General features: G+C 40.8%; 16 protein-coding genes. 3 read left to right on the top strand and 13 right to left on the bottom strand.

Translation table 11 applies throughout. The features are described from left to right. Nucleotides 1–296: 296 nt before the first annotated feature. Together recA and pncC are read right to left on the bottom strand one after the other, a co-directional pair. Nucleotides 297–1,340, bottom strand: coding sequence for a recombinase RecA (gene recA, locus CWB66_RS10450; protein WP_008170234.1), 1,044 nt, complete (start codon nt 1,338–1,340; stop codon nt 297–299). A 68-nt stretch (nt 1,341–1,408) separates the two neighbouring features. Further along, nucleotides 1,409–1,897, bottom strand: coding sequence for a nicotinamide-nucleotide amidase (gene pncC, locus CWB66_RS10445; protein WP_138585341.1), 489 nt, complete (start codon nt 1,895–1,897; stop codon nt 1,409–1,411). 21 nt (nt 1,898–1,918) lie between these two features. On the opposite strand from pncC, the gene mutS reads away from it, so the two are divergent. Next, entirely contained in the window at nt 1,919–4,504 is a 2,586-nt protein-coding gene (mutS, locus tag CWB66_RS10440) for a DNA mismatch repair protein MutS (protein WP_138585340.1), read from the top strand. A gap of 92 nt (nt 4,505–4,596) precedes the next feature. Here mutS and rpoS read toward each other — a convergent pair whose 3' ends face one another. The 11 genes from rpoS to CWB66_RS10385 all read right to left on the bottom strand — a co-directional run bounded on the left by rpoS (nt 4,597) and on the right by CWB66_RS10385 (nt 12,183). Next, on the bottom strand, nt 4,597–5,571 hold the full coding sequence (gene rpoS, locus CWB66_RS10435) for an RNA polymerase sigma factor RpoS (RefSeq protein WP_138585339.1): 975 nt from the start codon (nt 5,569–5,571) through the stop codon (nt 4,597–4,599). Between the two features lie 35 nt (nt 5,572–5,606). Beyond that, nucleotides 5,607–6,431 carry a peptidoglycan DD-metalloendopeptidase family protein gene (locus CWB66_RS10430; RefSeq protein WP_138585338.1) on the bottom strand — a complete coding sequence of 275 codons (825 nt, stop codon included), beginning with the start codon at nt 6,429–6,431 and terminating at the stop codon, nt 5,607–5,609. 41 nt (nt 6,432–6,472) lie between these two features. After that, nucleotides 6,473–7,051, bottom strand: a complete 579-nt coding sequence (locus CWB66_RS10425; RefSeq protein WP_138585337.1) for a YqaA family protein — start codon at nt 7,049–7,051, stop codon at nt 6,473–6,475. A gap of 9 nt (nt 7,052–7,060) precedes the next feature. Next, nucleotides 7,061–7,699 carry a protein-L-isoaspartate(D-aspartate) O-methyltransferase gene (locus CWB66_RS10420; protein WP_138585336.1) on the bottom strand — a complete coding sequence of 213 codons (639 nt, stop codon included), beginning with the start codon at nt 7,697–7,699 and terminating at the stop codon, nt 7,061–7,063. After that, nucleotides 7,689–8,453 carry a 5'/3'-nucleotidase SurE gene (gene surE, locus CWB66_RS10415; RefSeq protein WP_138585335.1) on the bottom strand — a complete coding sequence of 255 codons (765 nt, stop codon included), beginning with the start codon at nt 8,451–8,453 and terminating at the stop codon, nt 7,689–7,691. The genes CWB66_RS10420 and surE overlap by 11 nt, the downstream gene beginning before the upstream one ends. After that, nucleotides 8,434–9,486, bottom strand: a complete 1,053-nt coding sequence (gene truD / locus CWB66_RS10410) for a tRNA pseudouridine(13) synthase TruD (RefSeq protein WP_138585334.1) — start codon at nt 9,484–9,486, stop codon at nt 8,434–8,436. The genes surE and truD overlap by 20 nt, the downstream gene beginning before the upstream one ends. Further along, entirely contained in the window at nt 9,483–9,980 is a 498-nt protein-coding gene (gene ispF / locus CWB66_RS10405; protein WP_138585333.1) for a 2-C-methyl-D-erythritol 2,4-cyclodiphosphate synthase, read from the bottom strand. The genes truD and ispF overlap by 4 nt, the downstream gene beginning before the upstream one ends. Then, entirely contained in the window at nt 9,977–10,678 is a 702-nt protein-coding gene (gene ispD / locus CWB66_RS10400) for a 2-C-methyl-D-erythritol 4-phosphate cytidylyltransferase (protein WP_138585332.1), read from the bottom strand. Before ispD ends, ispF begins: the two co-directional genes overlap by 4 nt. Then, nucleotides 10,668–10,955 carry a cell division protein FtsB gene (gene ftsB / locus CWB66_RS10395; protein WP_138585331.1) on the bottom strand — a complete coding sequence of 96 codons (288 nt, stop codon included), beginning with the start codon at nt 10,953–10,955 and terminating at the stop codon, nt 10,668–10,670. The genes ispD and ftsB overlap by 11 nt, the downstream gene beginning before the upstream one ends. A 41-nt stretch (nt 10,956–10,996) precedes the next feature. Continuing rightward, complete coding sequence (locus CWB66_RS10390; protein WP_138585330.1) at nt 10,997–11,629, bottom strand: hypothetical protein; 633 nt, start codon at nt 11,627–11,629, stop codon at nt 10,997–10,999. Between the two features lie 74 nt (nt 11,630–11,703). Then, a complete protein-coding gene (locus tag CWB66_RS10385; protein WP_077537122.1) occupies nt 11,704–12,183 on the bottom strand; it encodes a DUF2947 domain-containing protein in 480 nt (159 codons plus the stop codon). A 60-nt stretch (nt 12,184–12,243) separates the two neighbouring features. Here CWB66_RS10385 and CWB66_RS10380 point away from each other — a divergent pair, with 60 nt between their 5' ends. Together CWB66_RS10380 and CWB66_RS10375 are read left to right on the top strand one after the other, a co-directional pair. Next, nucleotides 12,244–12,483, top strand: coding sequence for a DUF1653 domain-containing protein (locus CWB66_RS10380; RefSeq protein ID WP_138585329.1), 240 nt, complete (start codon nt 12,244–12,246; stop codon nt 12,481–12,483). Nucleotides 12,484–12,535: 52 nt separating this feature from the next. Then, complete coding sequence (locus tag CWB66_RS10375; RefSeq protein WP_138585328.1) at nt 12,536–13,384, top strand: AAA family ATPase; 849 nt, start codon at nt 12,536–12,538, stop codon at nt 13,382–13,384. Nucleotides 13,385–13,467: the final 83 nt, after the last annotated feature.

Below are 13,467 nucleotides of genomic sequence, written 5' to 3'. Positions count from 1 at the left end.
ATACTATTGTGCATATATATTGGGTCTATTTAACGTTAAGAAAATTATGCAAGAACTAGGCAAAAACTTTTATATCTAGTTGTTCTATATAAATAATTTTTAACGTAGTTAGTGGGTTATTTAATGCGCTAGAATGATCATGTTTTTAATAAAATTGGTATTAATTCGTTAGAATGATTATGTTTTAAAAAATTGGTATAACGTTTTACCCATTGACAAAAAAAGCGCTAACCATTACTGATTAGCGCTTTTTTTAAGCTCGGGTCAAATCAAGCTTAAAACTCATTTAAGACTGTTTAAAGGTCTGGATCATCGCCTAACTTATCTTCACCATCTTCTGGTTCAATAGTTGCTTTTAGTAAAAGCATTTCGCGCAACTTACCTTCAATCTCATCTGCAATTTCTGGATTTTCTTTCAAGAATTTAATCGAGTTAGATTTACCTTGGCCAACTTTGTTGCCACAGTAACTGTACCAAGCACCTGCTTTTTCAACAATTTTGTGCTTAACACCTAAGTCAATTAACTCACCTTGCTTAGAAATACCCTCACCATACATGATGATAAATTCAGCTTGTTTAAACGGCGGCGCAACTTTGTTTTTAACAATTTTAACGCGCGTTTCGTTACCAACAACTTCATCGCCTTCTTTAACAGAACCAATACGACGAATATCAATACGAACAGATGCGTAAAACTTAAGTGCATTACCACCCGTTGTAGTTTCAGGGTTGCCAAACATAACACCAATTTTCATACGGATTTGGTTAATGAAAATACATAACGTGTTAGAGCGTTTAATGTTACCAGTAAGCTTACGTAATGCTTGTGACATTAAACGTGCTTGTAAGCCCATGTGCGAGTCGCCCATGTCGCCTTCAATTTCAGCTTTTGGTGTAAGTGCAGCAACCGAGTCAATAATAACCACGTCTACCGCGCTTGAGCGCACTAACATGTCACAAATTTCTAATGCTTGCTCACCGGTATCTGGTTGCGATACAAAAAGCTCATCAATGTTAACACCCAACTTTTGTGCATAAACTGGATCTAGAGCATGCTCAGCATCAATAAAGGCACATGTTTTGCCTTCTTTTTGTGCTTCTGCGATAACTTGTAAAGTAAGCGTTGTTTTACCAGATGATTCAGGGCCATACACTTCAACAATACGTCCCATAGGTAAACCACCTATGCCTAAGGCAATATCAATGCCTAATGATCCTGTAGATACAGATTCAATGTTTAACGCTTTGTTATCACCCAATTTCATGATTGAGCCTTTACCAAATTGACGTTCAATTTGTGATAGTGCAGCGTCCAACGCTTTTTGTTTGTTATCGTTCATTTTGTTCTCCAAATCCAGCTAATGGAACCAAGTATACTGTATGAAATCACAGTATCAAGCTAATTTTTTTATTTTATCTCATCTATTATAGTTTTTAATGAAAATACAATAGCTTGCAGACGAACCTGAGCTCTATCACCGGTAAATACTCGTTTAAATGTAAGTGCTTTACCGTTAATCTGCAGGCCAAACCACACAAGCCCAACAGGTTTATCTTCGCTAGCTCCACCTGGTCCAGCAATACCCGATATAGCTATCGCAATATCAGCGTTTGCTGCTTTAATCGCACCTAATGCCATTTCTTGTACTGTTTGCTCGCTCACAGCACCGTATTGCGTTAATGTACTACTATTTACATTCAGTAAATCCTGCTTTGCTTGATTACTGTAAGTGACAAATGCACGGTCAATATAAGCAGAGCTTCCTGGCGTATCTGTAAGCGCATAACTTACTCCGCCACCAGTACATGACTCAGCACTAGTGATCCATAAGCATTTATCCGTTAAAATAGCGCCTAATTGCGCAGCAAGTGTTTTAATCTCTTGATGTAATTCCATATTCAGCCTTTGGGTAAATACATGTCGTTTGATCTTTATGCACCACACACTATAAAACAACAAACCCCTATGATGCAGCAGTATCTAAAAATAAAATCAGAGCATCGCGATATTTTATTGTTTTATCGTATGGGCGATTTTTACGAACTCTTTTTTGACGACGCTAAACGCGCCGCTCAATTACTCGATATTTCGCAAACCCATCGCGGCAAAGCCGGTGGCGATCCTATCCCTATGGCGGGCGTGCCTTATCATGCAGTAGAGAACTACTTAGCACGCCTAGTTCAAATGGGTGAATCTGTTGCTATTTGCGAGCAAGTTGGCGATCCAGCTACCAGTAAAGGCCCCGTTGATCGCAAAGTTGTTCGTATAGTTACCCCAGGTACAATTTCTGACGAAGCGCTTTTACAAGAACGACAAGACAATTTGCTTACCAGTGTTTGGCAAAGTAAAAAAGGCCTGTACGGTATTGCGTACTTAGATATTAACTCTGGTCGCTTTAACGTTGTAGAGGTTAATACCGACGAAGCATTTAGCTCAACGGTTCAGCGCCTATCACCAGCAGAATTGCTATATAGCGAAAGCTTTGAAAATTTTCATTTAATTGAGCATATAAAAGGGGCTCGTCGTCGCCCAGAGTGGGAATTCGACTTAGATACGGCCGAGCACTTATTATGCGATCAGTTTGGTACTAAAGATTTAGTAGGATTTGGTGTTGATAAAGCCCACAGCGCACTTGTTGCTGCCGGTTGTTTAATGCAATACGTAAAAGATACGCAGCGTATTGCACTGCCACATATTCGTGCTATTACACTTGAGCACAACGAACACGCTGTTATTTTAGATGCAGCAACGCGTAAAAACTTAGAACTGACCGTTAATTTATCTGGCGGGTTTGAAAATACACTTGCCCAAGTACTTGATAAAACAGCAACCCCAATGGGCTCCCGTTTACTTAAGCGCCGTATACATACACCTATTCGTAATAAAGATGAGCTAAGTTCTCGCTTAAATGCAATTAGCGCTATTTTAGATGCACAATTGTGCGGCGAATTACACGAATCACTAAAAGAGATTGGTGATGTAGAGCGTGTTATTGCGCGCTTAGCTTTATGCACAGCTCGCCCACGCGATTTAACTCGCCTGCGCAGTGCATTACAAGCGCTTGCGCCGCTACATACTTTATTAGCTGACGCTAACGACCCTCGTATAGCGGGTATTATCAAGCACTCGCCTGAACTCCCTGATTTACAAGCATTGTTAGAGCAAGCTGTAATAGAAAATCCGCCTGTACTTATTCGTGATGGTGGCGTTATTGCCTCAGGTTATAACAGTGAACTTGATGAATGGCGCAACTTAAGCAAAGGCGCTACTGATGTACTTGATCAACTAGAGTTGCGTGAACGCGAACGTACGGGTATTAGTACGCTTAAAATTGGTTACAACCGCGTGCATGGTTTCTTTATTGAAGTAAGCCGTGCCAACGCGCACTTAGTACCCGCCGACTACATTCGTCGCCAAACGCTTAAAAATAACGAGCGTTATATAATCCCAGAGCTTAAAGAGCACGAAGATAAAGTGCTTGGCAGCCAATCAAAAGCCTTAGCGCTTGAAAAGCAGCTATACGAGGAGTTGTTTAGATTTATTGCTCCACATATTGAACAGTTACAAATGATGGCCGCCGCACTGGCTGATTTAGACGTATTAAATAATTTAGCTGAGCGTGCATTTGCACTCAATTATGCAAAACCAGAACTGTGCGATAACGACAATATAAGCATTAAGCAAGGTCGTCACCCTGTTGTTGAACAAGTAATGAAAGAACCGTTTATTGCTAACCCTGTTGAATTAAACAGCCAACGTAAAATGTTGATTATTACCGGCCCAAACATGGGCGGTAAATCAACTTATATGCGCCAAACAGCACTTATTGTACTAATGGCTCACATTGGCAGTTATGTACCTGCAGACAGCGCTAAAATTGGCAATATCGATCGCATATTTACACGTATTGGTGCTAGCGATGATTTAGCCTCTGGGCGCTCAACCTTCATGGTAGAAATGACCGAAACAGCCACTATTTTAAATAACGCCACGGCGCAGTCTTTGGTATTAATGGATGAAATTGGTCGCGGGACAAGTACCTATGATGGGCTTTCGCTTGCGTATGCAACAGCCGATCATCTAGCATCAAAAATATCTGCAAAAACATTATTTGCAACACACTACTTTGAACTAACAGAGCTTGCAGAGCAAACAGCTGGTCTGGTAAATGTGCACCTTGATGCCATAGAGCACAACGATACAATCGCCTTTATGCACACCGTACTTGATGGCGCAGCAAGTAAAAGTTTTGGCTTACAAGTAGCAGCTCTCGCAGGGGTGCCAAAAGCAGTCATTGCGCAAGCAAAACAAAAACTTAAATTACTTGAAAACCATCAAAGCGTAACGGCGCCAAATACAGAGCAACAAGCATTTACTTTTAACAACGAGGCCGTACAAAGTACGCCTTCTGAAATAGAAGAGCAGTTAAGTGCTATCGAACCTGACAATTTAACGCCACGCCAAGCGCACGATTTATTATATAAACTAAAAGCATTGCTTTAAATTTACTTTGTATAAAACATAAAAAAGCCGAAGAATAAATCCTTCGGCTTTTTAACACACATAATCTTTTCTAGTTTGTACCGCTTTTATAGTTACGAGAATTGATTAAACAAACTATCTGTACTTAACCCTTCTTGTTGCAAAATGTCTTTTAAACGACGCAATGCCTCAACTTGTATTTGTCTTACTCGTTCACGCGTTAAACCAATTTCGCGACCTACATCTTCAAGTGTCGAAGGTTCATAACCAAGTAATCCAAATCGACGCGCTAATACTTCACGCTGTTTTGGGTTTAGCTCCCCTAACCAATCAATAATATGTTTATTAATATCGTTATTTTGTACTTCGCCTTCAGGACCAAAACTTTTTTCATCCGGAATAATATCAAGTAGCACACTGTCGTTTTCACCGCCAATAGGCATATCAACAGAGGCTATTTTTTCATTTAAACGTAGCATTTTAGTCACGTCTTCAACAGGTCGGTCTAAGCTCTCTGCGATTTCTTCGGCGGTTGGTTCATGATCAAGTTTTTGCGTTAATTCTCGTGCCGTACGTAAATATACGTTAAGTTCTTTAACCACATGAATAGGTAAGCGAATGGTACGTGTTTGGTTCATGATGGCACGTTCAATTGTTTGACGTATCCACCACGTAGCGTAAGTAGAAAATCTAAAACCACGCTCTGGATCAAACTTTTCAACAGCGCGAATTAAACCTAAATTCCCTTCTTCAATTAAATCGAGTAAGGCAAGGCCACGGTTATTATAACGGCGTGCAATTTTAACAACTAAACGCAGGTTACTTTCAATCATGCGTTTACGTGAGGCTTCACAGCCTTTTAAAGATTTACGGGCAAAGAATACTTCTTCTTCTGCGCTTAATAGTGGAGAGAAACCAATTTCGCCTAAATAAAGTTGTGTGGCATCTAAATTTTTAGTGACTTCTTCTTTGGCAAAAATATCTTCTTCGTCTACCTTTTCAAGTAGTGATGTTGTTTCTTCAACGGCGGTGTCATCAAACTTTTCGTCATTCGTATTGTTTGTGTCAAGTTTTGCAGTGTTAGCCATAAGCCTTCTCCAGAGCAATTATCAATACCTAAAAATTAGGGAAGGTATTTAGCAGGATTGACAGCTTGCCCTCGGTAGCGAATTTCAAAGCGAAGTGCGGTGACCGGAGATTCTGAATTACCAATTTCTGCTATTTTTTGACCTGCCTTAATTTTCTGCTTTTCTTTAACAAGTAATTTTGAGTTATGTGCATAAGCGCTTAGATAATCATCATTATGTTTCAATATGATTAAACTACCATAACCTCTAAGAGCGTTACCCGCGTACACCACCGTTCCTTGTGCCGCAGCTAAAACTGAAGCCCCTTTTTTATTAGCAATCTGCAAGCCTTTGTAGCCGTTTTCCTTATTAGAAAAGCGTTTCGTAATTTTACCCTTCGCTGGCCAAAACCACTGCACTTTACCGTTCGACAAATACTTATTATTGCTAACTTTGTTACTGGCTTGTTTCTGAACATACTCTCGTTGTTTTGGGCGATCAAGCTCTTTTTTTAATTTATTGTTATTTTTTTGTGCTTTTTTTGTAGACTTTTTAGTTGAATACGTATATTTTTTACGCTTTTTCTTTTCTGCTGGTGCCGGTTTCAGCGATATTCTTTGCCCAGGAAAAATGATGTAAGGTGATGATATTGAATTGTTTTTCGCTATTTCTCTAATATCTTTTCCAGCACTAAAAGCAATAGAATATAAAGTGTCTCCTTTTTGCACTTTATAATAATCACCAGCAATGTTAATTTTATGGTTATGTTTATTAACATTATTATTTAGACTGCTAACGGGTGCGGGAACATGACGAGATGAGCAACCAAAGAGCAAAATACTAATAAATAAAGCAACATAACATTTAATTTGTTTATTCATCGTATTAAGCTCCTTGTGTTAAAAAAGTTATTTTATAAAGCTTAGCGCAATAAAAAGTACGCTATAGCGATTAATGCAACTAATCCCCAGCCAAGTATCTCTACATATTGACGTAATTTTTGCTCCATTTTAACTCCGCCCCATTTCATTAAAGCTGAAACTAAAAAGAATCGCGCACCGCGCCCTACTGCTGATGCGATTAAAAAAGGCAAAAATGCCATTTGTAAAACGCCAGCGCCAATAGTGAAAACCTTATAAGGAATAGGTGAAAAACCGGCTAAAAATACAACCCACACTCCGTAGTCTTTAAACCAATTTAGCGCAATATCAAATTTTTCTTGCCAGTGCATATGTGCAATAAGTGGCTCAACAACGGGTTCAAATAACCAAAAACCAAGCAAATAACCAACTATACCGCCAACAACTGAGGCGATAGTGGCAAAGCTTGCAAAACGCCATGCTTTTTTAGGTTGCGCAAGCGACATAGGCGCTAGCATTACATCGGGTGGAATCGGGAAAAAAACAGACTCGGCAAAGCTCATTGCCGCTAAATAGCGTTCGGCATGGCGATGCTTTGCCCATACAAGGGCCATATCGTATAACTTAGTAAACAACTTCAAAATAAATTCCTATTCAATATCGCCTGGCACTAACGGCACAAATCTAACGGGAGCAATCACATGCTCTGTAAAGCTATCGCCTTTGCGAATAACCATTATTAATTTTTGATCGCTCTCACCAATGGGCGCTAATAACACGCCTCCATCGGCTAACTGAGCGAGTAAATCCTGTGGAACTTTAGACGCTGCAGCTGTCACTATAATGCCATCAAAAGGCGCTTGTGATTGCCAGCCTTGCCACCCATCACCATGTTTCATCGTGACATTATATAGGTCGAGCTGCTGTAAACGCCTTTTAGCTTGCCATTGCAGCGCCTTTATACGCTCAACTGAATATACCTTTGTAAAGGTTTTAGCTAATATCGCCGTTTGATATCCAGAGCCGGTACCAATTTCCAGTATCTTATTACAAGCACCCGCAAGGCGAAGTAATTCAGTCATACGCGCTACAATATAAGGCTGAGAAATAGTCTGCCCTTGTCCAATGGGCAGTGCAGTATTCTCATACGCTTTATGTTTTAAAACGTCATCAATAAAAATATGGCGCGGAATTTGGGCAATCGCATTGAGTACTTGCGCATCTTCAACACCTTCACGCTTAAGTAAATCAGATAACGCTTGAGCACTGCGCGTGTAATTAGCGAGCACGATTAATCTCCAAATCAGCCAACCAGTCTCCTACCGCTTTTAAGCTCTCTTTAGCCGTCATATCAACACTTAGTGGTGTCACCGATGCATAACCATTATTAATTGCATAAAAGTCGGTACCCTCTCCGGCATCGCTTTCTGTGCCAAGCGATCCGTACCAAAAAATATCACGACCCCAGGGATCGGTTTGTTTGGTCATCGTTTCGGCTTTATGGCGCGCACCGAGGCGTGTTACTTGCACCCCTTTTAATTCACTTAATGGAATATCTGGCACGTTAATATTTATAATTTGATCTTTAGGCAGCGGATGCGAGGCCAAGCCTTTAATAATATTAACGGTAACCGCAGCGGCTGTTTCAAAGTGTTCACCATTGTGTGAGCAAAGTGATACCGCGATGGCTGGTAAGCCCAAATGACGTCCTTCTGTTGCAGCTGCAACGGTGCCAGAGTACAGCGTGTCGTCACCTAAGTTGGCACCATGGTTAATACCCGCAACAACTAAATCTGGTTTTTCATCAACCAACTGATTTACACCTAAATGTACACAATCTGTAGGGGTACCATTAACCGACATAAATCCGTTTTCGAGCTTAGTTGCTCGCAATGGGTTCATTAGTGTTAAAGAATTACTTGCGCCACTACAATTGCGATCTGGCGCAACAAGCGTTACATCTGCAATTTGAGTGAGCGCTTGATATAAAACCGCAATACCTTTGGCATTTACGCCATCATCGTTACTTAACAGTATCTTCATTTATGTCATTATCCTTTTCTTTGCGCTCTCGTGGGCTTGCATCTGTATAATCCACCAGCTCGCGTAATAATGCGGTTGCAAAACACCCTTTTGGTAAACCAAAGCTTAGTTTTAAAGTGGTTTCGTCTAATGTTTCTACCGCTAAGTTTTGTGGGATTAAGCGCAGCATTCTGCGCTCATTTTTAAGGCCTAGCTCACCTAAACCATCACACCATGTTTGGAAAGGTTCAAGCCATATTTTTTCTTGTTCAGTTAGGCCTTTTTCGCTTTTACCGACCATGGGTGCCGACATCACAATATCGCCAGTGGCTAATCGTTCTATATTTTCATCGTTAATTGCATCTTCAAAAAATGCATTACTGCCGCTAAGCATAAATACTTCACGGTGCATTGTTTTAGCTAAACCATGCTCTTTAACACGCAAACTCACTAATTGATTAAATACATGCGACCGCGCTGCTGAAATAATAATACCGCGCAGTTTCTTATCGCGAATTCGCTCACCGGCAAACATTTTTTCAGCCATAACTAAGTTATGACCGCCATGCCCAAAACGCTGCTCGCCAAAGTAATTTGGCACACCTGCGCGCACTGCGTTAATACGACATAAAATATCAAGCGGCTGAGTAACATTACGAAGCGTAATAGTAAATTTATTGCCTTTGTGGCAACCCGTGCGCAATTTACGGTCGTGGCGCTGTTGCGACACAATAAAAATACTCTCGCTATTTAAATCGCTAAAATCGATAGGCTTTTTAATCGGTACTTTTACACTAAACCACTGCGAGCACACACCGTGGCGATCTTTCATGCCTGCGTAACTTACGTCTCGCGGTGAAACACCTGCGCGCTGCGCAATTAGCTTTGCGACGTATTGCGTATTTTCGCCTTTTTTAACCACCTGCAAACACACGTGTTCGCCACTGCCGGTAAATTCTATCCCTAGGTCTTCATCCACCATAAAGTCTTCAGCAGTGGTTTTAAAGTCAGCTTTAGAAAGCGGCGCACCGTATAAATAATTTAAATCGCTCATGCGGATTTTGTACTCATTGATTCTTTGTTCATAATTACCACTGCATGGCTCGAAATACCTTCCCTGCGCCCTTCAAAGCCAAGCTTTTCTGTGGTTGTAGCCTTAACATTAATTTGGCAAAGGTCGCAATTTAAGTCACTGGCTAGATTAGCGCGCATAGCTTGTATATGCGGCAGCATTCTTGGCGCCTGTGCAACAATAGTTACATCGCCATTGCCAAGTACATAACCTTGCTCTTTAGCTAAGCTCACCACATGACGAAGTAAAATACGGCTGTCGATATTTTCATATTCGCTTGCCGTATCGGGAAAGTGCTTACCAATATCACCCATTGCAAGCGAGCCTAAAATAGCATCGCATAATGCATGAATAGCAACATCACCATCGGAGTGCGCTAAAAAGCCCTGTGGGTAATCAATTTTTTCACCACAAATAGTTAACGGGCCTTCGCCGCCAAATTTATGTACGTCAAAACCATGGCCAATTCGTATCATAATGCACTCTCGTTTTGTTGTTTGTGTAGTAAAAACCCAGCCAAATCTAAATCCTCTGGCGTGGTTATTTTAATATTATCGCTACGCCCTATTACAAGCCTTACCGGTTTGCCGGCCCATTCAATTGCACTGGCTTCATCGGTAATAGTTGCCCCACTTGCTAATGCGTTTTGAAGTGCATTTTTAAGCTCATCATATTTAAAAAACTGCGGGGTAAGTGCTTGCCATAAATCATCTCGTGGTACAGTTTGCAAAGCATGAGTATCGCCACGTTTTATGGTGTCTTTTACTTTGCTAGCTAAAATGCCACCTTCATTAGCGCTTATGCATTCATCAATTAAACGTTCTATATCACTAATATTAACTAGCGGACGGGCAGCGTCGTGCACCAAAACCCATGTAGGTGGGTTAGGCGCTAAAAAAAGTAAGCTATTGAGCACTGAGTCGGCTCGCTCTTTCCCACCACTGGCACGAACAATGCGATTATCAACAAGTGGGAGTTCATCAAAATAGGGGTCACTGTCGCTCAGGGCAACAACAATAGTGCTTAATTGAGGTAATTGAGAAAGTTTAGCTAAGGTATGCTCTAAAATAGTTTTGCCCGCTAACTGTATATATTGCTTGGGCGCATTGTGCTGCATTCTACTGCCAACACCCGCTGCGGGTACTATTGCAGCAATAATCTGTTTATTTGTCATATTGTTTGCCCGGTAAAACACGAATAAATGTTTCGTCCGGTTTAATCATTCCTAATTCGTTACGTGCACGCTCTTCAATACCTTCTTGACCGAGCTTTAAATCTTCTATATCAGCGGTAAGTACTTTATTACGCTTGATAAGCTTTTCGTTGCTTTGTTGGTGCGATGCTACGGCACTTTTTAGTTGTGTGTAGTCTTGTACGCCATTATGCCCAAACCATAATCTATATTGTACAAACAGTGCTAAGCACAGTAAGCCAACTTGAAAAATACGCATTTAACACTCCTTATTTTAAAACCCTAAAAACCTCGCTTTATTTAAGCTAGGGGGCGCTTTAAATTACGCCAATTAATACTACCTGCTAAAAGCATTTCGCGTAGTGATAAAACGCGAGGCAAACAGCGTTTCGAAAATTGCCATTGATGCCCACAACATGCAGCGGTTAAGCTCACCTTACTTGGCTTTAATAGTTGCGCACTTTGCTGTTCGAGCCCGTTACCTAAAAAATCAAACCAGCCAAGCTCATTGCAATGCAGTTTATTGTCACCTAACTGATCAATACTGTCTATTCTAAGACGCACCTGCTCAAAGTCATGTAACACAACGGGCACTATAAGCCCCACTTTGGCATGTGTTTGATAAAAAAGTTCATTAGCTTGAACATTCACATCGGGTGGGGTCGGTTTTTGCTTTTCAAGCCAAGAGCCATTTTGTGAGTCCAGCGTAAAAGGAGAATCTCCATTGGCAACTAACGTCGCTGCTCGCTCAATATAATAAGGTAGGCTTTTTAACTGGCGACGCAGTTTATCAGCATTGGGCTCTGCAACTAAACGCTGAACCTCACGCTGATAAAACGCATTGCACAATTGCGCATACAACACTTTTTGTGCATCAGTTTGCCAAATTTCAACTTGTTGCTGAGCACCAAGTGACTGATTTTTCGCGACCAAAAGCTGTACTCAAAACAAATAGATAAGTGTTTTATAGCACAGTACTGAATACTTTTTAAGCATTACATACTAATTTAAGCGCTTGGCTTTTCACCTAATTTAGCTTTACCTGATTCTAAAAATTGCACAACCGTATTGCGTTTTTTACCAATTAACAAACTGCCATCAGCTAAAAACATAAAATTTTGCCAATTGCGTTTAAATACATCAAAGGTTGTTTCGATAATATTATCGCGCGCCATACAAAAATAAACCGTGGTATTAGCTTCCCAATCTAAAAAAGTTAAAATACTCTCTGGTGGAAGTGCATCGCCATTTTCCCACGCATCTTGCCAATCTACTTCTTGGCTAAAGCTCTTTTCTTGACCACACCAGTCAGTGTCTTCAAAAAAATCAGGGTGATCAAACTCACGGCTCACCATGGTTGTCCAAAGTACAGCCGCGCGCTCGTCGCTCATAGGTTTAATTTTTGCTGCGTCATCATCAGATACAGGTAAGTCTTTATGGCGAAAAACCCACGCCTTTTTGTAATCATCTAAAGAAATATAGTTCATAGTGTTGGCAAATTAGTTAGCATTAAAAGTGCAAAGCCAAATTATACAAGAGATCAAAACATGACTACAGCAATAAAACCACTTTCCCTCAAACCAGGCATATACCAACACTATAAAGGTCCACAGTACAAAATTTTATACCAAGCTACTCATAGCGAAACGCAAGAGCAACTTGTGATTTACCAAGCACTCTATGGTGAATTTGGCATATGGGCGCGCCCATTGAGTATGTTTAACGAAACAATCGAAAAAGACGGTAAAACCATACCGCGTTTTGCATACCTTGGACCTGCCGTTTAACTATGGCATTATAACAAAATAACTTACTGCTCAGACCAGACAAGGGTACACCGTGCAATTTAATTCAACTGACAATTACATAGCGAGTAGCGCGCTTAAACAAGCTGTAAATGCTGCCATTATGCTCGAAAAGCCACTTTTAATTAAAGGCGAACCCGGCACAGGTAAAACCATGCTGGCCGAAGAGTTAGCTAAAAGCTTAGATACCGAGCTTATTCAATGGCACATAAAGTCGACCACTAAAGCGCAGCAAGGCTTATACGAGTACGATGCAGTGTCGCGTCTGCGCGACAGCCAATTAGGTGACGAGCGCGTACATAATATTGGTAACTACATCGTTAAAGGTAAGCTTTGGCAAGCATTTACGTATGCAGAGCTTAACGGTAAACGCCCTGTATTATTAATCGATGAAATAGACAAAGCCGACATAGAATTCCCAAACGACTTACTACTTGAGCTTGATAAAATGGAGTTTCATGTTTACGAAACTAATGAGCGCATTGTCGCAAAAGAGCGCCCTATTGTGATCATCACATCAAATAATGAAAAAGAATTGCCGGACGCCTTTTTACGCCGCTGCTTTTTTCATTACATTGATTTTCCTAGCAGCGATGAAATGCAGCAAATTATTGACGTACACTATCCTAACGTTAAACAAGATTTAGTACGCCAAGCACTCGAAGTGTTTTTTAACCTGCGTGAAGCTAACGGCCTTAAAAAGAAACCTTCTACCAGCGAATTACTCGACTGGCTTAAACTGCTAATGGCAGAAGACATAGACGCTAAAACACTGCACGATAAAGCAAAAAAAGGCGGTTTAATGCCCATGTTTGGCGCATTACTTAAAAATGAGCAAGACATAAGCCTAATCGAAAAACTCGCGTTTATGAGCCGTCGCTAGGGCCTGTTGACCTTTCAGGATTAAAATTTGTTCTAACTAGGGACCATTTAATCGTGGCGCGAGGTTTGTAACCTAGTGGGCTA

Source organism: Pseudoalteromonas sp. S558 (assembly GCF_005886635.1).
In the GTDB taxonomy this organism is placed as follows: domain Bacteria; phylum Pseudomonadota; class Gammaproteobacteria; order Enterobacterales; family Alteromonadaceae; genus Pseudoalteromonas; species Pseudoalteromonas aliena.
This window is presented reverse-complemented; position numbering and strand designations above follow the sequence as displayed.